This is a genomic window from Bradyrhizobium sp. USDA 376 (assembly GCF_054063675.1).
In genome coordinates this window covers 5,459,150-5,477,098 of record NZ_JBSSGN010000001.1, presented here as the reverse complement: position 1 = coordinate 5,477,098, position 17,949 = coordinate 5,459,150, and the positions used below count along the sequence as shown (strand labels likewise).

At 62.2% G+C, this 17,949-nt stretch carries 17 protein-coding genes; 7 read left to right on the top strand and 10 right to left on the bottom strand.

What is annotated here, in order from left to right:
• Positions 1-343 precede the first annotated feature (343 nt).
• The gene (atzF, locus tag ACVJ19_RS25095) at positions 344-1,726 is read left to right on the top strand and encodes an allophanate hydrolase (protein WP_453951786.1); all 1,383 of its coding nucleotides are present in this window, start codon (positions 344-346) and stop codon (positions 1,724-1,726) included.
• Here atzF and ACVJ19_RS25090 read toward each other — a convergent pair.
• The 9 genes from ACVJ19_RS25090 to ACVJ19_RS25050 form a co-directional block, all read right to left on the bottom strand.
• Positions 1,723-2,448 (bottom strand): Crp/Fnr family transcriptional regulator, encoded by a 726-nt coding sequence (locus tag ACVJ19_RS25090; protein ID WP_453951785.1) that lies wholly within the window; start codon positions 2,446-2,448, stop codon positions 1,723-1,725. The genes atzF and ACVJ19_RS25090 overlap by 4 nt on opposite strands.
• A gap of 66 nt (positions 2,449-2,514) precedes the next feature.
• Positions 2,515-3,378, bottom strand: coding sequence for an ABC transporter ATP-binding protein (locus tag ACVJ19_RS25085; protein ID WP_453951784.1), 864 nt, complete (start codon positions 3,376-3,378; stop codon positions 2,515-2,517).
• The gene (locus tag ACVJ19_RS25080; protein ID WP_456739451.1) at positions 3,375-4,154 is read right to left on the bottom strand and encodes an ABC transporter permease; all 780 of its coding nucleotides are present in this window, start codon (positions 4,152-4,154) and stop codon (positions 3,375-3,377) included. Before ACVJ19_RS25080 ends, ACVJ19_RS25085 begins: the two co-directional genes overlap by 4 nt.
• Positions 4,151-5,347, bottom strand: coding sequence for an ABC transporter substrate-binding protein (locus ACVJ19_RS25075; protein WP_453951782.1), 1,197 nt, complete (start codon positions 5,345-5,347; stop codon positions 4,151-4,153). Before ACVJ19_RS25075 ends, ACVJ19_RS25080 begins: the two co-directional genes overlap by 4 nt.
• A 38-nt stretch (positions 5,348-5,385) precedes the next feature.
• A complete protein-coding gene (locus ACVJ19_RS25070; protein WP_453951780.1) occupies positions 5,386-6,345 on the bottom strand; it encodes a fatty acid desaturase in 960 nt (319 codons plus the stop codon).
• Positions 6,346-6,872: 527 nt separating this feature from the next.
• The gene (locus ACVJ19_RS25065) at positions 6,873-7,850 is read right to left on the bottom strand and encodes a HEAT repeat domain-containing protein (RefSeq protein ID WP_453951778.1); all 978 of its coding nucleotides are present in this window, start codon (positions 7,848-7,850) and stop codon (positions 6,873-6,875) included.
• 2 nt (positions 7,851-7,852) lie between these two features.
• Positions 7,853-8,086: a 4Fe-4S dicluster domain-containing protein gene (locus ACVJ19_RS25060; RefSeq protein WP_007593252.1), complete on the bottom strand. Its 234-nt coding sequence runs from the start codon at positions 8,084-8,086 to the stop codon at positions 7,853-7,855.
• Between the two features lie 31 nt (positions 8,087-8,117).
• Positions 8,118-9,860, bottom strand: a complete 1,743-nt coding sequence (locus tag ACVJ19_RS25055; protein WP_453951777.1) for a fumarate reductase/succinate dehydrogenase flavoprotein subunit — start codon at positions 9,858-9,860, stop codon at positions 8,118-8,120.
• A gap of 102 nt (positions 9,861-9,962) precedes the next feature.
• On the bottom strand, positions 9,963-10,736 hold the full coding sequence (locus ACVJ19_RS25050) for a ferredoxin--NADP reductase (RefSeq protein ID WP_453951776.1): 774 nt from the start codon (positions 10,734-10,736) through the stop codon (positions 9,963-9,965).
• Positions 10,737-10,935: 199 nt separating this feature from the next.
• On the opposite strand from ACVJ19_RS25050, the gene ACVJ19_RS25045 reads away from it, so the two are divergent.
• The 6 genes from ACVJ19_RS25045 to ACVJ19_RS25020 all read left to right on the top strand — a co-directional run bounded on the left by ACVJ19_RS25045 (position 10,936) and on the right by ACVJ19_RS25020 (position 16,956).
• The gene (locus tag ACVJ19_RS25045) at positions 10,936-11,241 is read left to right on the top strand and encodes a gamma-butyrobetaine hydroxylase-like domain-containing protein (RefSeq protein WP_453951775.1); all 306 of its coding nucleotides are present in this window, start codon (positions 10,936-10,938) and stop codon (positions 11,239-11,241) included.
• 179 nt (positions 11,242-11,420) lie between these two features.
• On the top strand, positions 11,421-12,461 hold the full coding sequence (locus ACVJ19_RS25040) for an IS110 family RNA-guided transposase (RefSeq protein ID WP_453948226.1): 1,041 nt from the start codon (positions 11,421-11,423) through the stop codon (positions 12,459-12,461).
• Between the two features lie 371 nt (positions 12,462-12,832).
• Complete coding sequence (locus ACVJ19_RS25035) at positions 12,833-13,606, top strand: Crp/Fnr family transcriptional regulator (protein ID WP_453951773.1); 774 nt, start codon at positions 12,833-12,835, stop codon at positions 13,604-13,606.
• Positions 13,607-13,787: 181 nt separating this feature from the next.
• Positions 13,788-15,209, top strand: a complete 1,422-nt coding sequence (locus ACVJ19_RS25030) for an ABC transporter substrate-binding protein (protein ID WP_453951772.1) — start codon at positions 13,788-13,790, stop codon at positions 15,207-15,209.
• Complete coding sequence (locus ACVJ19_RS25025; RefSeq protein WP_453951771.1) at positions 15,206-16,087, top strand: ABC transporter permease; 882 nt, start codon at positions 15,206-15,208, stop codon at positions 16,085-16,087. Before ACVJ19_RS25030 ends, ACVJ19_RS25025 begins: the two co-directional genes overlap by 4 nt.
• Positions 16,084-16,956: an ABC transporter ATP-binding protein gene (locus ACVJ19_RS25020; RefSeq protein WP_453951770.1), complete on the top strand. Its 873-nt coding sequence runs from the start codon at positions 16,084-16,086 to the stop codon at positions 16,954-16,956. The genes ACVJ19_RS25025 and ACVJ19_RS25020 overlap by 4 nt, the downstream gene beginning before the upstream one ends.
• 150 nt (positions 16,957-17,106) lie before the next feature.
• Here the strand turns inward: ACVJ19_RS25020 and ACVJ19_RS25015 are convergent, their stop codons facing one another.
• The gene (locus ACVJ19_RS25015; protein WP_453951769.1) at positions 17,107-17,922 is read right to left on the bottom strand and encodes a sulfotransferase family protein; all 816 of its coding nucleotides are present in this window, start codon (positions 17,920-17,922) and stop codon (positions 17,107-17,109) included.
• Positions 17,923-17,949: the final 27 nt, after the last annotated feature.

Below are 17,949 nucleotides of genomic sequence, written 5' to 3'. Positions count from 1 at the left end.
TTTCGATAGCCGTTGCTTACTTCGTGTAAAGACAGGACCTGGGCTTTTGAACTGCAAACGGCCTGCGAAGTAAGCGACCGCCTCGCCGAGGCGCAAGCGGTTTATCCATTTCTGCGCGTGCCGGATCGCACCAGTTTCGCACCAGAAACCGTCTCACCAAGAGGGACGAACGTGGCCGAACATCAGGAAAAATGGTGATAAATCAACAACCTCATCTTTTTTCCTGCCGCTCATACGGTCTGGTTGCAGGTTCGAGTCCTGCCGGTGCGGGAGGCGCTTAGTTGCTTTCACTGCTGGGCAGCGGCTTCATATTTGTGCGGTCATGCCCTCAGGAGTTTATTCCGTGCCGCAAGCTATCTTATCCGCGCAGAGCCGACCTCTACGTTCGCCTGCCGAGTTAGCCTCCATCATCACAACCGCCTATGAGCGCATCGAACGGGACCAGCACCGCAACTGCTGGATCTATGTGCGGCCCATGGAAGAAGCGCTGGCCGAGGCTGATGCCCTTGTGCGGCGAGCTGAGGAAGGTGAAGTCCTGCCGCTCCTTGGCGTGCCATTCGGCGTCAAGGACAATATTGACGTCGAGGACATGCCAACGACGGCAGCCTGCCCGTCATTCGAATATGTGGCTGCGCGATCGGCCAGATGCGTCGAGAGATTAACGGCGGCAGGTGCGATCTGTCTTGGCAAAACCAACCTGGATCAATTCGCAACCGGACTGTCCGGCACCCGCTCCCCCTATGGCGCCTGTTCCAGCGCGGCTAACGATCTGTATGTCTCCGGCGGTTCGAGTTCCGGTTCGGCTGCTGCCGTAGCATCCGGCCATGTTGCCTTCGCTCTCGGCACAGATACCGGCGGCTCGGGCCGGATTCCCGCAGGCTTCAATGGGATCATTGGGGTCAAGCCAACCGTCGGCCTCGTCTCATCCCGGGGCCTTGTGCCGAACTGTCCGACGCTCGATTGTCCCTCGATCTTCTGCAATTCCATTGCCGAAGGTCGAATCCTGCTCGGGTTGATCGAAGGATTCGACGACAGTGATCCTTATAGCCGCCAACGGATTGCCTCGTCGTCCCCATCTCCTCGCAAATTCTGGTTCGGCCAGATCTCTGTCGGTCATCTGAATTCATTCGGCATGCCGGAATGCAATGACCTTTACAGGCAGGCTTGCACGAGGCTTTCGGGACTGGGAGGCCAAGCTAGGCAAATTGACTTCGCGCCTTTCGCCGAAGCCGGTGAAATGCTCTTTTCAGGGCCTTGGATCGCCGAACGTCATGCGGCGATCAGCAAGCTCCTGGACATCGATCATGGAGACCTGCTTGACGTCATCCGCAACGTGCTGGGCGCAGCTGCCCGGTTTTCCGCAATAGATACGTTCGCCGCGCAGCATCGACTCTTGAAGCTGCGACGCCAGATCCAGGCGCTCTTCGAGGAGATCGATGTCCTGGTGGTACCGACCGCGCCACGCCCCTTCACGATCTCGGAGATGATGGAAGATCCCATCACGCTCAACAGCCGCCTCGGTTACTACTCCTATTTTGCCAATCTCGTGGACTTGTGCGCGGTGGCAGTTCCCAACGCAATGCTCGGCAACGGCATGCCGATGGGCATCACTTTGCTGGCGCCTGCGTGGCGTGACCATGCTCTTCTCGACCTTGCCGAGCGATGGCTGCCCGATGCGAAGGCCGGACTGTTCGATCTAAAGGTATATCCGAGGGCCGCGTCCTAGACGACTTCGAGATCGAGAGCGCGCAGATTGAGGATCACAATCAGGCCCCGGTGATAACGGATGACGCCCCTTGCCTGCATGCGGGAAAGCTGCACCGTAACCCATTGGCGAGTTGAGCCGATCAGGTTGGCGAGATCACCATGCGTGAACGGGATCCCGATCACGATCTCACGGCCTTGCTGCGAGCCGTAGATCTTCGAGAGAAAGACCAACAGACGATGCAACCGCTCGGTCACCGAGCGCGTCCCCAGCATTTGCGCCATCGCCGAGTAGCACCGTGCCTTGAAGGCGAGTGCATCCAGCAGCGCGACCGCGATACTGGCCGATTCAAGCGCCAGCGCGCGCAGGGCCGGGCCGGGCAAGAACGTCACCTGGCTCCGCTCCACCGCAACCGAAGACCATACGTGGGCACCAGTACCGAACAGATCCGGGCCGCCGACGAAATTGCCGGCGAACCAGTACGCCAGCGTCACCTCGCGTCCGGAAGGAGCCGCGTAGTAGCTGCGAATACGCCCCTCTTCGATCAGATAAATGCCGTTCTGCAGATCGCCCTGCCGCCAGACATGCTTGCCTGCCGGCAGGACCTCCTCGCGGCCGATGGCGAGGACACGACGCCGGTCAGCCTCACACAGCGGATCCAACAAGCTGGGCAGCGACCCGATCAGAGCATCCGATCCCGCCAGCATGATGCCGGTCGGATTCCTGAGACTTGCCGCTGACATCTGCTCGCTCCCTTGCCGCCGCAAGGAGAACCATTCAAGAGCCATGCCAGACCCGTCGTCAGGCGCCTACGTCTTGATTTCCAATTGCTCGAAGGCCTTGCGGCCTTCCGAGCGGATCAGATCAAGGCAATCCCGCTTGAGGGCGAGATAGGCAGCCTCGGCAACGATGGCGCTGGAGCGCGGTCGCGGCAGGCTCACCTGAATATCCCTGAGGATGCGGCCTGGTCCCGCGCTCATGATCAGCACACGGTCAGAGAGAAGGATCGCTTCATCGATGTCGTGTGTGACGAAGACGATTGTTGCGTTGATCCGCTCGCGGAGCTCGAGCAGATTGTCCTGCATGACCGCCCGGGTCTGCGCATCCAGCGCTCCGAACGGCTCGTCCATCAACAGCACGCGCGGCTGATTGGCGAGGGCACGGGCAATCGCAACCCGCTGCTGCATACCTCCCGATAGCGTGTGCGGATATGCCGACGCAAATTTGGTCAGTCCGATCATCTCGATGAGGTGGTCGGCAATCCGCAGCGCTTCCGCTTTCGGCTTGCCGAGGGCGCGCGGCCCGTGCGCGATGTTCCGGCGCACCGATTTCCACGGAAACAGATGTGGCTGCTGGAAGACCATCCCGATCTCGGGCCGTGGCGCGCGCATTGCTTCGCCGGCTATGAGCACCTGGCCTTCGAACGGCCGCTCGAGGCCGGCCATCGCATTCAGGAGCGTGGACTTGCCGCAACCGGATGGACCGACGATCGAGACGAATTCCCCCTGCGCCACCGCCAGAGATACGCGGTCGACCGCGACGACCTGTCCGCTCGGCGCATCGAAGACGATGCTCAAATCCTCGACCCGGATGATCGCCTGACGCGCCGGGGAAGGCGAGTACGTACCCACGAGCCTGAGTGGCTGGTCTGGGCGAAGCAGGCTCGGGGTCATCGCCACCACACGGCACGTTCGGCAAGAATCGCGAAGGAACGGTCGGCGACGAAGGAAAGCAGTCCGAGAGCCGCCAACCCGCCCATGACCTGACCCGTTTGCAGGTTCTGTTGCGCAATTTCGATACGATAGACGATACCGGCGAACGCTCCCGCCAACTCGGCGGCGACCAGCGTGTAGAAAGAGATACTCACCGCGGTCCGAAGACCGACTGTGATGTAGGGCAGCGCGCCAAGAAGGACGATCTCCCACAGCATCTGCGGCTGCGGCGTGCCTAGCATCTGGGCGGCACGGATAAGTCCGCGGTCGACTTTCTGCACCCCGATGTGGGTCGCGAGCCATACCGTGAAGAACACGCCCCAAACGACCAGGAAAAGCTTGCCTGTCTCCGAGAGGCCAAACCAGAGGATGACGATAGGCACGAAGGCGACGGGAGGAATCGGACGAAGGATGTGAAACAAGGGTGAAAGCAGGCTGGACACCAGCCGGAACTGGCCAGTCAGGACGCCTAGCACGATCCCGCCCGCAGCCCCGATCGCAAATCCCGCGGCCACGCGCGAGAGGCTCGCCACCAGGTCGCCGAAAAACTGTCCGCTGCGGATCCATTCGAGAACGGCGACAGCGACGGTCGATGGCGGCGGAAACAGCACGGCGTTCACGATGCCGGAGCGCGCAACCAGTTCCCACACGCCTGTGAAGGCAGGCACGGAGAGGACGGCGACCAGTACGCTCAGCCGTGCGGTCGCGCTCGCACTGTTGCGTCCCCCGACGCTCACGGGCGCGCCTCCAGTGTGACGCGAGCCGGGTCGAGCGCCTTCAGCGGCGCCGTCACCAGGACTTTCGAGAAATCGGGCATGCTCGCGCCAGGGGGATGGTTGCCGGTCTCGAGCCGCCAGGCGGCATGGGTTTTCAGAGTCGTGAGAATCCTATCGTCGAGGCGCACATGGTAGACATAGTCCGGCCAGATCGCAGCCAATTCATCGCGTTTCATCCCGGTCGCTGCGGCGATGACGTCGATCGCTTCATCCGGATGCGCCTTGAGCCAGCCCTCGGCTTCGACGAGGGACGCCAGGAACTTGCTGACGATCACAGGGTTGGCCGCGAGGTAGGACTGGGTCACGACAATATTGAAGGTCTCCGAATAGAGACCTTTGGTCTCAAGCGGGATCGCGCCTTCGCCAAGAGCCTTCTTCGCATTCGCGACGTGCGGCTCCCAGGTATCGAACGCATCGATACTGCCAGCCGCCATGGCGGGAAGCATCTCCTGAGGTCGCAGGTTGACGAGCGTCACGTCCTTCGACGTCAGGCCCGCCGCTTTCAACAGAACCGAGGTGTAAACTTCGCTGCCGGTTCCGGCCGTAAAGGCAATTCGCTTTCCACGCAGATCAGCCTTCGTCTTGATCCCGGCAGAAGCCGCGGTCATGGTCTTGAGATCCGAATATTCCATCCCCGCCACGAAGGCGATCGGCTGTTGCGCCATCGCGGCCGCCGTGACCGGCGCCTCGGCGGTTGTCGCGATATCCGCTCCTCCCCCAAGCACCGTATCGAGGCACTGCTTCCCGCTGGTGAAATTGGAGACCGAGATGTCGAGCCCCTGCTTGGCGAAAATGCCCTTCGCATTGGCGACGATCGCCAGTCCCGAGATCGGCCCAAGATTCTGGGCGAGCCGCGCCTTCAGCAATTCTTCGGCTGTCGCGCGCTCGGGCGTCGCAAACAGGAAGGACGCAGATAGCACGAACACGGCAGAGCGAAGAGCGGTTGTTGATCGCATGCCAAACCCCTGTGATGCCGGCGACCGGAGTGATCGACCTTGACGATAGGATCGTCTGAAGATGGAAGACCATGAAGCAATTAATCGACAAGGCTCAACGCTGTCCATTTTTTGCGCAAGCAGACCAGCTTCCGACCGTGACTGGGCAATAAAGTCATCAGGCTGCTCACACCTTGGGCGCAGCGTAGCCTGCGGCAACGGCACTCTGCTGGCTTTCGCGAAGCCCTGATCCCGGCTCAATCGGAACCGATTGGACTTTCGATGCCGTTGCGTGCGCGGCGACACCAGGCCCACGTTTGCCGCGTCACTGCGATGTAGCCCGGACCCCGGTAGACGATCTGATCGGCGACGATCCGGTTCAGTTTCGGCAGCGCATGGAACGGAATCGAAGGATAGGCGTGGTGTTCGACATGATAGGGCATATTCCATGCAAACCAGCGCACGAACATGGCGGTATAGGTGGTGCGGGTATTCTGGAAGGCGCTGCGTGTGCGATCGCAACCGGTGTGTTCGGCAAGGAGATATGGACGCAGAAACAATTGACCGACGATCACGGGGACGACCCAGACCCACAACAGGATCATGGTGTGCAGCGCGACCGACGCCAGCAACAGCGCGACGTAGCCTGCCAGATGCAGGCGCGCTTCCATCACGACAATGTGGCGTTTGCTTTCTGGAATCCAGGGCGACGTGGCATTGCCGGTCAACGCATGGCGAAGCATCAGCCCCACCCGGAAGGCAACCTGCCGCAAGCCGCTGTAGACGATCAGCAGTTGCGCGTTCGAGGTCGGGATCGGGACCGACAGCAGTTCCGGATCCCTCTTTGGATCCTGCGTATAGCGATGATGATCCCAGTGGAACAGGCAGTAATATTCGTAAGGCAAGCCGACCGCGAACGAGGAGAGATGACCGAAGGCGAGATTAAGCACGCGGCTGCGAAACGCCGTCTTGTGGGCGGTCTCGTGCACCACCATGAACAGGAACGCGACAAAGTAACCTTGGACGACGACCAGCGGCAACGCCCATACGATTCCGTATCGCGACGAGAGCAGCCAGATCAGCGCGCCGACAACGACGATGACGCCGTAGTGGCTGGCCGCACGGACCAGACCTTGCCAATCGGACCGCACCGACAACTCGCGCAGCATGGCCGGAGTCAGCGGCTTCTCTCCGGTGGCAGTGATGGCATTGCTCATGATCGTAGTCGCCTCTTTCCGGGATCACACACTTGACCGTGCTCCTTCGGACGCTGGAATTTCGTCAAGCACAGACCGATCCTAGGGAGCGACGCAGTAATGCAGAAGCAATTAATTTCGCGGGCGTTGGCCGCCGGGCATCCCGAGATTTGCGGCCCTCGCTTCACCGCATCGGCCTGGCGACGGATCGTCGCCGGGCCGGTCGCAAGTGCGGTTAGGGGCAGTCAGGTCTAACTCCTATTCCGCGGGCTCTTCGTGCGGAATATCGACGTGCGCGGTGTAGGGTACGCTTACATAGGCCGTGATGAGAGTTTCCTGGTCTTCCCGGTGCGTGAATAGTTGAAAAGCTTGGAATCTCACTCCAATCAATCAGAAGCCAATTCTAGCTAGCTCGAACCAAACAGCTGCAACCTGATTAGCCTCGAACAAAGCAGATCCGCCACCAGTTTCAGATCAGCCCCCTGCCACACCCTTTTTGACTGCGATGCTACTTCGCGCGGACTGGACTGTCGAACTCAGATCTTGACCTACGATCCTGCTCGCGTCCTTTTCGCCGCGATCTGCTGGAGCGCCCAGCGCGCGTTCTTGCGCACGTCGGGATCGGGATCGTTGGCGACCAAGGCGAGGTAGGCCTCGCCCTCGGGATCGGCGATCTCGCCGAGCGCGGCGGCCGCCTCCTTTCGCAAATTGGCATGGTCGTGGTTGACGCAATTGCCGATCGGGCGCACCGCGCGCTCGATCTTCATCTTGCCGAGGCTGCGGATCGCCTTAAGCCGCACCTGCCAGAACTCGTCGGCAAGGCAGGTGACCAGTTGATCGGCGGCGAGCGAACCGTTGACGTTGAGGCCGAGCGTCTCCGCCGCCATCTCGCGGACCATCCAGTCGGAATCTTTCAGCGCGCGCGTGATGGTCTCGGCCGCCGGCTTCATCTGCGAGAACGCAAGCGCGCTCACGGCGGCGCGGCGGACATGGGCGTCGGGATCGCCAATCAGCGCGGTTAGCGCGGGGATGGATTCTTCCAGCTTGAGGAACCCGATCACGCCGATCGCCTGCACGCGCACGGCGGCATCGGAATCCTGCAGCGCTTCCAGCGCCGGCTTCAGCGTGTCCTTGCAGCGCAATTCCTTCAGCGCGCGCAGCGCGCCCATGCGGACGAAGGCGTGGGGATGCTTCACCAGCGGCAGGATGATCCCGGCGCAGGCGGGATCCTTGAACTCGGCCATGCTGTCGGCCGCCGCCGCCGCGACGATCCGCCCGGGGTCGACCAGCAGCTTGACCAGCGCGCTCGCCGCCTCCGGCCCGTCGAACTCGCCGAGCGCCATCGCGACCTGCTGGCGCACGCCGGCATCGGGATCGGCGACCATGTTGGCGAGATGCGCCACCGCCGCGGGATCGCCGGAATGGCCGAGCGCAATGATGGCGACGCGACGTTCGGCGGGATCCGCGGCCTGAAGCCGCTCGTCGGCGTCTTCGAGATCGTCGTAGGATTCGAACGGGCTCGACATAATCACCTCAACAGATAGGGAATGTTGACGGTGACGGCGCCGGTCGGGCAATCCGCCTCGCAAGGCATGCAGTACCAGCACTCGTCATAGGCCATGTAGGCCTTGTTCGTCATGTCGCTGATGCGGAGCACGTCGAGCGGGCAGACGTCGACGCAGACGGTGCACCCCTTGTCGGCGATGCATTTGGCGTCGTCGACGACCACCGGAACCGATGTCTGATAGGACGCGAGAGGCATTTGCTGTCTCCTGTTGCTGTGTTCTGGTGGATCAGGCGGAGGCGCGGATGCGCTGCTTGTCGTAGAGGTCCTTCTCGTCGTCCGCGATCGGCACGACGTAAGGTTCGACCGCGCGCTTCTCGCTGGCCATCTTGCCGTCGCGCTTGCACAGCAGCGTGTGGCAGAACCAGTTCTCGTTGTCCTTCTCCGGGAAATCGGTGCGCCAATGATAGAGGCCCCAGCGGCTCTCCTCGCGGTAGAGCGAGGCGTGCGCGGCCATGTCGGCGCAGTCCATGATCGACTGTACCTCGAGGGCGCGGAGCAGCTCGTGCGCGTTGCGCGCGATCATGCGCTCCTGCATGTCCTGGCGCGCCTCGGCCAAGCGCCGCATGCCGAGCTCGTATTTGCGCGTGACCTTCGGCGGCTGGAGATAGTCGTTGACGAGGCGCCGGGTCTTGTACTCGATCTGGTTCGGCGGGATGCCGTCCTCGCGCCTCGTCGGCGCCATCACGCGGTCGCGCTCGATGGCGACGTCGGCCGCGTCGTATTCCGCAAACTCGTGGCTGTCGGCGAACTCCATCGCGTCGATGCCGGCGACCGAGCCGTTGGTGAAGGCGCCGAGCATGTAGTTGTGCGGCACGCTCGCCATGTCGCCGGCCGCGTAGAGGCCGGGCACGGTGGTGCGCGCGTTGTCGTCGACGAACACGCCGGAAGCGCTGTGGCCGGAGCAGAATCCGATCTCGGAGATGTGCATCTCGATGGACTCGCTACGATAGTCGACGCCCCGCCCCTGCTGGAACAGGCCGCGCGTCGGACGCTCCACCTTGTGGAGCGTCGACTCGATCTCGGAGATGGTGTCGGGATGCAGATGCTTGAGCTGGAGGAACACCGGGCCCTTGCCGGACAGCAGCTCGTTGTAGAACTCCAGCATCATCTGGCCGGACCAGTAGTCGCATTCGATGAAGCGCGAGCCTTCGTTGTTCGCCGTATAGGCGCCGAAGGGACCTGCGACATAGGCGCAGGCCGGGCCATTATAGTCCTTGATCAGCGGGTTGATCTGGAAGCATTCGAGGTTCGCGAGCGCGGCACCGGCGTGATAGGCCATGGCGTAACCGTCGCCGGAATTGGCGGCGTTCTCATAGGTGCCGAACATGTAGCCGGAGGTCGGCAGGCCAAGGCGGCCGGCGGCGCCCATGCAGAGGATCACGGCCTTGGCCTTGATCACCAGCATCTCGGCCGTGCGGGTGTTGACGGAAATCGCGCCGGCGATGCGGCCATCGCTCGACTTCAGGAGACGCGTCGCCATGTAGCGGTTGGAGATCAGGACGCGGGCACGGCGGAGCTGGCGATAGAGCGCCTTCTTCACGGTCTCGCCGTTCGGCATCGGCAGCACATAGGTGCCAATGTGGTGCACCTTCTTGACGGCGTAGTCGCCGTTTTCGTTCTTCAGGAAGCGGATGCCGAAGCTGTCGAGCTCCTCGATGATCTCAAAGCAGTTCTGCGCGTATTTATAGACCGCCTTCTGGTCGACGATGCCGTCATTGGCGATGGTGATTTCCTTGGTGTACTGCTCCGGCGTCGCATAGCCGGGGATGACGGCGTTGTTGAGCCCGTCCATGCCCATCGAGATCGCGCCGGAGCGCTTGACATTGGCCTTTTCGAGCAGGACGACATTGGCCTTCGGGTTCTTCAGCTTCGCCTTCAGGGCCGCCATCGGGCCGGCCGTGCCGCCGCCGATCACCAGCACATCGCAGGAAACCTCCGAAAGTCCGTCGACGATCTGATCTAGTGCCATCACTTGCTCCTGGTTCGCCGATCCCCGGCGCCTTTGCATCAGATTTGTTCAGAGGGCGTCCCGGCGATAGCAATTAGTTGTCGCCGCGATGCGATTTGCGCCTCAGCGCTCGACGAAGGCCTTCTCGATGACGAAATGGCCGGGCTGGCTGTGATTGCCCTCAATGAAGCCGCGCGACGAGAACATCGCGTGCAGTTCCTCTAACATCGCCGGGCCGCCGCAGAGCATGATGCGGTCGGTCTCGATATCGAGGCCGTCCTGCCCGATATCGTCGAACAGCTGGTTGGAGGCGATCAGGTCGGTGATGCGGCCGCGGTTGCGGAACGGTTCGCGGGTGACGGTCGGGTAGTAGACGAGCTTGTCGCGGATCAGGGGGCCGAAGAACTCGTGATTGCGCAGGCCCTCGACAAGGTGCTCGCCATAGGCGAGTTCCGAGACCTGGCGGCAGCCATGGGCGAGCACGATGGTCTCGTAGTTCTCATAAACATCAGGGTCCTTGATCAGGCTGGCGAAGGGCGCAAGGCCCGTTCCGGTCGAGAGCAGCAGCAGGCATTTTCCGGGAATGAGGTTGCCGATGATCAGCGTACCTGTCGCCTTGCGACCGACCAGGATGATGTCGCCTTCCCTGATCTTCTGGAGGCGCGAAGTCAGCGGGCCGTCCTGCACCTTGATCGAGAAGAATTCGAGCGCCTCCTCGTGATTGGCGCTCGCCATGCTATAGGCCCGCATCAACGGCTTGCCTTCGACCTCCAGTCCGATCATCGCGAACTGACCGTTCTGGAAGCGGAAGCCGGGATCGCGCGTCGCGGTGAAGCTGAACAGGGATTCGGTCCAGTGGCGAACCGACAAAACCGTTTCCTTCTGAAATGCGCTCATGATCTCTCCTTCGCCATCGATGACGCACAAGGTCCCGGAGAGAGGAGAGTCCGGCAATTCGGAAGTGAAATTCCCGGTCGATTAGTTTCACATTTTGCGGGCGATGATCGAAGAGAAGGCACGCGACCACGGCTGCGCCGGCAATTAGTTGCTATTCGCGCGCGCCCGCGCCGACGTAGAGAGAAGTCGGAGGTTCGTCATGACCATGACCGCATTGGTGGCACCGACCGTCGCCGACTACGAAGCTAGCGCCGATCTGGCGTCGCTCCTCGTTCGCACCACGCAGGACGATGCGTTGAGCGTCCCTGCCGAAACACTCCGCCTCTCCTGCAAATGCGCCCACTGCACCCGCGCCCGTTTCGACGGCCGCTTCCCTGAAGGATTTCCGGGCATCGCCATCACCGAGATCGGCGATCTCGGCTACGGGCTGAACATCTCGTTTTCGGACGGCCATAACCGGGGGATTTATCCGAAGACGTATTTGCTGAGCCTGGCGGGGCGGTAACCTCAGGTGTCGTCCTGGCGAAAGCCAGGACCCATTACCCCAAGCGCCTGCCGTGAAAGCCGGCTGTTGCCAAAGCCTCGCTCAACCACACGGGCTGGTGGTTGATGGGGTGGACGGCCCCCTACGGCATCAGTGTGCCAGAATGAGGTTGTTGCAAATCTCAGACAAGGGAGCCGTCCGTGAGCGAGATTATCCGAATTGGGATCGATACGTCGAAGCATATTTTTCAACTGCATGGGGTGGACGCGGCGGAGCGGCCAGTGCTGCGCAAGCGGCTGACGCGCAAGCAGATGCTGGAGTTTTTTGCCAAGCTGCCGGCGACGCAGGTGGGGATGGAGGCCTGCGGCGCGGCGCATTACTGGGCGCGGGAGCTGGGCAAGCTGGGCCACGAAGTGAAGTTGATGGCGCCACAGCACGTGAAGCCCTATGTCAAGCGCAACAAGAACGACGGGCGCGACGCTGAGGCCCTGTGCGAGGCGATGAGCCGGCCGACGATGCGGTTCGTGCTGGTGAAGAGTGCCGAGCAGCAGGCCGCGTTGATGCTGACGGGCTTGCGCGAGCAGATGATCGCCCGGCGCACCCAGCTTAGCAACATGATCCGCGGCTATGCGGCTGAGTTCGGGATCACGGCGGCCAAGGGGCTCAGCCAGGTCGAGCCGCTGTTGGCGCAGATCGCGCAAGACGAAAGCGTGCCGGAACTGGCGCGCGATCTGTTGGCGCAGCAGGGCCGCCAGTACGCGCAGTTACAGGAGGAACTGAAGACAATCGAAGCCAGGCTGAAGGCCTGGCACCGTGCCAACCCGGACAGCCGGCGCCTTGCAGAGATTCAAGGGATCGGGCCGATCGGTGCGCCTGAGCTGATCATGAAGACGCCGGATCCGCACGCGTTCAGCTCCGCAAGGCATTATGCGGCCTGGATTGGGCTGACTCCGAAAGACCATTCCACTGCCGGCAAAACCCGTCTCGGCAAGATCACCCGTGCTGGAGACGAGCGGCTGCGCAGCGTCCTGGTGGCGGGAGCGACCGCCGTGATCAAGCAGGCCATGTGCGGCCGCGGTCATCCGTCACCTTGGCTGTTGGCCCTGCTCAAGCGCAAGCCGCCCAAGCTCGCAGCCGTGGCGCTCGCCAACAAGAATGCCCGCATCGCCTGGAAGCTGATGGTGACGGGGGAGAGATACGACGGCGCTCGGATGCGGGCTGCATCCGCGGCTGCCGCCTAAGGGAGATCAGCCGATCGGGTTCGCCCGACCGGCCGAGCCGGAGCTGCAAGAGGAGTAGATGGTAGGATCGATCGATCCGAGGTGCGAGACATCCCGTGGGACCCATCGGCCGAACCCAGGTCGCGTGGTTGATTGGAGCTCGCGTCGCGGAAACCATCTTGGCCAGCGGTTCAAATCAACCGCACCAACAGGCCGGACATATGGATGCAAGCGATCCGATCAGACCGCCAAGCCTCTTGTGCCACGGGGGCCGTCCACATATGGGTCCTGGATCAGCGCTCGCTCCGCTCGCTTGTCCAGGACGACGAGCGCCCCATCTGGCACGGACATTGCTCCTCTTTAGAACGATTTGAACGTTCCGGAGGCAGGTGATGTTGCAGGCGGCCAATGCGGTTCGCGGGACTGTTCCCGCAACGGTCCGGCCTGCCGGAAGCTCCTCGCTGCTGCTCACCGAGAACCAGCAGTGGATCGGCGGACCTCCGCCGCTGATGGACAAGCTCACGCCGCGCGAGCACGAATTGGTACTCAAGCAGGGGCGTCGCAAGGTGCTCAACCGCGGCCAGACGCTATTCAGCCAGGGCGGCAAGCATGACGGCATCTGGCTGATCGAGAGCGGCCGCATCCGCGTCTTCTACACCTCGCCGCTGGGCCGCGAGATCACACTCGCCTACTGGCATGTCGGCAATTTCGTCGGCGGGCCCGAAGTGTTCGAAGGCACCGTGCATCAATGGTCCGGCGTTGCATCCAGCAATTGCAGCGTCGTGCACCTGCCCGGAAAAGAACTGCGGTCCCTTGCGGCAGAGATCCCGAACCTCGCAATCGGCCTCATCGAAGGCCTCACCTTCAAGGGCAAATGCTACTCGGCGCTGGCCCAGATGCTGGGAACGCGCTCGATCACGCAGCGCCTCGCGCATCTGCTTTTGCATCTCGTCGAGCTCTACGGCGTCGAGGACGCCGACGGGCGTGTGATTGCAGCTGCCTTCACTCATGCCGACATCGCCCACATGGTCGGCGCCACCAGGCAGTGGGTCACGATCAGCCTGAAGCGCATGCAGGAGAAGGGAATCGTCGTCACCAAGCGCTCCCAGATCGTGGTTTGCCGAACCGACGTTCTGGAGGAGATGCGCGGTCACGCATCCGACTAGACAAATTTGCGGCCAGGGACGGTGCACAGGCAAGCGGCTTTATAGTGCACGACTGCTCAAGGAGTATGCAATCAGCTTTTCCCGGCAACTAATCGACTACGGCGGCCACTCCGGATTTGCCCTGCCGGTGCCCTCACTCAATCATGGCAACCACAGCACATCCAACCGAATGAGGATGAGAATGGTCCGCCATCTTCCCACGCTCTCGATCGCGATGTCGGTGACGTCGCTGGCGCTACTCGTCACGCAGCCGGCTTCGGCAGAGACCATCACGCTCGGCATTGGTACGCAGGACACCACGACCAACACGGTGACCGCGGGTGTCGTCATCCGCCAGTTGCATCTGCTCGAGAAATATCTGCCCAAAGACGGCAAATACGCCAATATCAAGTTCGAGCTGGAATGGCAGAACTTCACGTCCGGGCCGCCCGTCACCAATGCGATGATGGCGAACAAGCTGCAGATCGGCATGATGGGTGACTATCCGCTGATCGTGAACGGCTTCACCTTCGAGAGCAATCCGGAGAGCAAGAGCCGCCTGATCGGCGTCGCCGCCTACAGTCTCTCCGGCTCGGGCAACGGCCTCGTCGTCCACAAGGACTCGCCCTACTACGATCTCGCCGATCTCAAGGGCAAGCTGGTCAGCGTGCCCTTCGGCTCCGCCGCGCATGGCATGGTGCTGAAGGCGATGCAGGATCGTGGCTATGCGGCCGATTTCTTCCAGCTGGTCAGCCAGAGCCCTGAGGTCGGCTCGACCAATCTGCAGGAGAATAAGATCGACGCTCATGCCGACTTCGTGCCCTTCGCCGAACTTCTGCCGTTCCGCGGCTTTGCGCGAAAGATCTTCGACGGCGTCGAGACGAACTTGCCGACCTTCCATGGCATCGTCGTTCGCACCGATTTCGCCGAGAAATATCCGGAGGTCGTCGTCGCCTATTTCAAGGCGGTGATCGCTGCCAACCAGTGGCTGCGTGACGATCCGAAGCTGGCCGCGGAAAAGATCCAGGAATGGACCGGCATCAGCAAGGAAGTGGTCTACATCTTCCTCGGCCCCAGCGGCAACATGACGACTGACCCGACCATCAAGCCCGCGCTGATCGATGCGGCCGCAACCGACGTCAAGGTGCTGCAGAATCTCGGCCGCATGAAGGAGTTCGATCCGAAGAAATGGGTCGATGACAGCTACATCCGCAAGGCCTATGCCGAGATGAAGCTCGATTATGACGCGCAGCTTGCGAGCACCAAGAACTACGAAATCTCGGGCGAAGACGCTTTCTGCAAGAAGCCGATCGCCGATCCGCGCAAGGCCGGCGAGGTCTGGGTCGATGAGGCCGGCATCATGCCCTTCTCGTCCGCCAGCTGTACTCTCGGTGCCTATGCCGACTTCAAGGCCAAGGGCAGGAAGATCAACGTCGCCTACGTCTTCGACACCACGCGCGGCATCAAGCTGTTCGCCGATCAGGCCTTCTTCGCGGTCGGCAATGGCGAGGTCGCACCGTTCCTGCTGAAGAAGGACGCCGAAGCCTATGCCACCAAGATCGGCGGCAAGGTGCTCGGCTTCGAGGACGCGGTGAAGGCGGCCGTCGGCGGAGGCAAGACGTGAGTAGTCCAGCCCTCGTCAGACATCCCGAGGAGGCGGGCCCCGCGCCCGCCGTGACCCCGCCCGCAACACCGCCCTCCTTTGGCACGCTCGCACTGCGCTGGTATCGCCTCAACCAGGGGCGCTTACGTGCCACCGCGATCGGCATTGCCTCCCTGATCGCGTTCCTGCTGGTCTGGCACCTGCTCACGACCTATCGCGTCGTGTTCTTCGTGCGCTTCACCAACGTGCCCTCGCCGCTCGCAGTCTATGCCAGCTTCACCAAGGCGATGCACGATCCCAAATTCCTGATGCATATCCTCTTGAGCTGCCGGCGCATCTTCATCGGCTTCTCGCTGGCGGCGATCGTCGGCGTGCCGCTCGGTCTGATCATGGGCCGCTTCAAGCTGGTGCACGAGATCATCTTCCCGGTCGCGGAAGTGCTGCGGCCGATCCCGGCGATCGCCTGGGTCCCGATGGCGATCATGCTATGGCCGACCAACGAGCAGAGCATCGTCTTCATCACCTTCCTCGGCTCGTTCTTCCCGATCCTGGTCAATACGCTGCACGGCATGTCGCTGGTCGATCCCGTGCTGGTACGCGCCGCGCAATGCCTCGGCGCGCGCGAGCGCTCCATCTTCCGCGAGGTGTATTTCCCGGCGTCGCTGCCGCACATCTTCACCGGCCTTACCGTCGGGATGGGGGTCGCCTGGGTGTCGCTGATCGCCGCCGAGATGATCTCGGGCCAATACGGCATCGGCTATTTCACCTGGGAGGCCTATTCGCTGGTCCAGTATGCCGATATCGCGCTCGGCATGATCGCGATCGGCGTGCTCGGCCTCGGATCGAGCCTGTTGATCCGCGGCGCCGGACAATTGGTGATGCCGTGGAGGTCGACATGAGCGAGATGCTTGCGAACACGTCGAAGGGCCACATCGAGGTCAAGAACTTCTCGCTCGCCTACGAGACCATCGAGGGACCGGTTCAGGCCGTCACCGATACGCAGATCCATGTCAAGCCCGGCGAGTTCGTCTCTATCGTCGGCCCCTCCGGCTGCGGAAAATCGACGCTGCTCAATGCGGTCGCCGGCTTCCTCAAGCCGACCACGGGACTCGTCACCGTCGACGGCGAGCGTGTGAACGGCCCCAGCGCCGAGCGCGGCATGGTGTTCCAGCAATATTCGCTGTTCCCCTGGAAGACGGTGCGGGAGAACGTCGAGTTCGGCCTGAAGATGCGCGGCATGCCGCGCTCGCAGCGCGAGCGTGCCGCCCGCACCCTGCTCGGCCTTGCCGGGCTGGAAGCCTTCGAGAAGCACTACCCGGAAAAACTCTCCGGCGGCATGAAGCAGCGCGTCGGCATCGTCCGGGCGCTCGCGACGGGGCCGAAGGTGCTGCTGCTGGACGAGCCGTTCGGCGCGCTCGATGCACAGACGCGCGTCATCATGCAGCAGATCCTCACTAACATGTGGCAGCGACTGAAGATCTCGGTGCTGTTCGTCACCCACGACATCGACGAGGCGATCTTCCTGTCCGACCGCGTGTACTGCATGACGGCGCGTCCGGGCTCGATCAAGGCCGAGATCCCGATCCCGCTGGAGCGTCCGCGGCAGCAATCGATGATGATGTCCTCGGAGTTTCTGGCGCTGCGCCGCGGGCTGATGTCCCTGATCCGCGAGGAGAGTCTGAAGGCGATGGGCGGCGAGATCAACGATTTTGGCATGCAGGGATTGAACATCGAGCTGCACGGCCATTCGCTGGTCGAGGTACTTTAGGCGAGAACACCCTTAACGAGTCGCTCTTGCGAGGAGATAGAAGCGCATTACAGATGCGCCCAGGAAGGGGGTTCCTTGCGGCCTCACTCCACCTCGAGACTTCAGTCACGTCGGCTTTCATAACCGAATCCGAGGTAGCCGTACTCTGCCCTAGATCACCCTCACCTGGTTCGGGTTGCGGGCGGGGTCACCCCAGAACGCATCGTTCTCGTATTTGCGCCAGAGATCGCCCGGCAGCACGGTCTTGCGCCCCGGAGATTCCACGCGTTTACCAACCTTGTGCAGACCCGGCGTACCGATTCTGCGGTCGAACTCTTCGGCGTCGAACTCGATGTTCTGGAAATCATGCGCAAACGGCTTCTCGCCGATGAACTCGTAGACCGCGGCGATCGCCCGCTCCGGCTGGCTGGTCAGCGTCTCGTAGGTCAGCGCCAGCAGGCAGGCGGACTGCTCACCGCAAAACGCTTCGCGCAGCGCATTCCAGGCAAAGCCGACCATGCCGTTCGGGGCCGCCAAACCTTCCACGCGCGAATACACCGTGCTGCCCGGTTCGAAATTGAAGATGCCCGACGGCTGATACTTGTTCTTGCGAATAAGCCGCTCGACCGAATCCAGGATCCAGGGAATTTGGCGCACGCAGCAGATCACCTTGGCGCGCGGAAACAGCTCGGTGATTAGCGGCAACCGAGCGCACCAATTGCGGTTGGTGTCGAACACCACATGCCCTTTCGGCAGATCGGCGTAGTAGGTCGAGAAGATCGACTTGATGAGGTCCCGGCGCTGCTCGTCGGTGATGAAGATCGCAGTCTCGTTGCTCATGCTCATGCTGCGCAGCATGCCGTCGACCAGCGAGCCGACGGGGCCGGTCATCCCGGCGCGAAATCGCGGGTTCTGCCGCAATATGGCCGACAGCAGCGTCGAGCCCGCGCGCGGAAGTCCAGAGATGAAATGGATATCGCCTTGCATGATCCTGCAAACCTGACCGGAGATTCG

What these genes read in the sequence shown, in the direction of transcription:
- ACVJ19_RS25015 (WP_453951769.1), bottom strand. Translation starts at nt 17,922, where the DNA reads ATGCAAGGCGATATCCATTTCATCTCTGGACTTCCGCGCGCGGGCTCG.
- ACVJ19_RS25035 (WP_453951773.1), top strand. Translation starts at nt 12,833, where the DNA reads ATGTTGCAGGCGGCCAATGCGGTTCGCGGGACTGTTCCCGCAACGGTC.
- ACVJ19_RS25020 (WP_453951770.1), top strand. Translation starts at nt 16,084, where the DNA reads ATGAGCGAGATGCTTGCGAACACGTCGAAGGGCCACATCGAGGTCAAG.
- ACVJ19_RS25070 (WP_453951780.1), bottom strand. Translation starts at nt 6,345, where the DNA reads ATGAGCAATGCCATCACTGCCACCGGAGAGAAGCCGCTGACTCCGGCC.
- ACVJ19_RS25055 (WP_453951777.1), bottom strand. Translation starts at nt 9,860, where the DNA reads ATGGCACTAGATCAGATCGTCGACGGACTTTCGGAGGTTTCCTGCGAT.
- ACVJ19_RS25030 (WP_453951772.1), top strand. Translation starts at nt 13,788, where the DNA reads ATGGTCCGCCATCTTCCCACGCTCTCGATCGCGATGTCGGTGACGTCG.
- ACVJ19_RS25090 (WP_453951785.1), bottom strand. Translation starts at nt 2,448, where the DNA reads ATGTCAGCGGCAAGTCTCAGGAATCCGACCGGCATCATGCTGGCGGGA.
- ACVJ19_RS25050 (WP_453951776.1), bottom strand. Translation starts at nt 10,736, where the DNA reads ATGAGCGCATTTCAGAAGGAAACGGTTTTGTCGGTTCGCCACTGGACC.
- ACVJ19_RS25060 (WP_007593252.1), bottom strand. Translation starts at nt 8,086, where the DNA reads ATGCCTCTCGCGTCCTATCAGACATCGGTTCCGGTGGTCGTCGACGAC.
- ACVJ19_RS25065 (WP_453951778.1), bottom strand. Translation starts at nt 7,850, where the DNA reads ATGTCGAGCCCGTTCGAATCCTACGACGATCTCGAAGACGCCGACGAG.
- ACVJ19_RS25085 (WP_453951784.1), bottom strand. Translation starts at nt 3,378, where the DNA reads ATGACCCCGAGCCTGCTTCGCCCAGACCAGCCACTCAGGCTCGTGGGT.
- ACVJ19_RS25045 (WP_453951775.1), top strand. Translation starts at nt 10,936, where the DNA reads ATGACCATGACCGCATTGGTGGCACCGACCGTCGCCGACTACGAAGCT.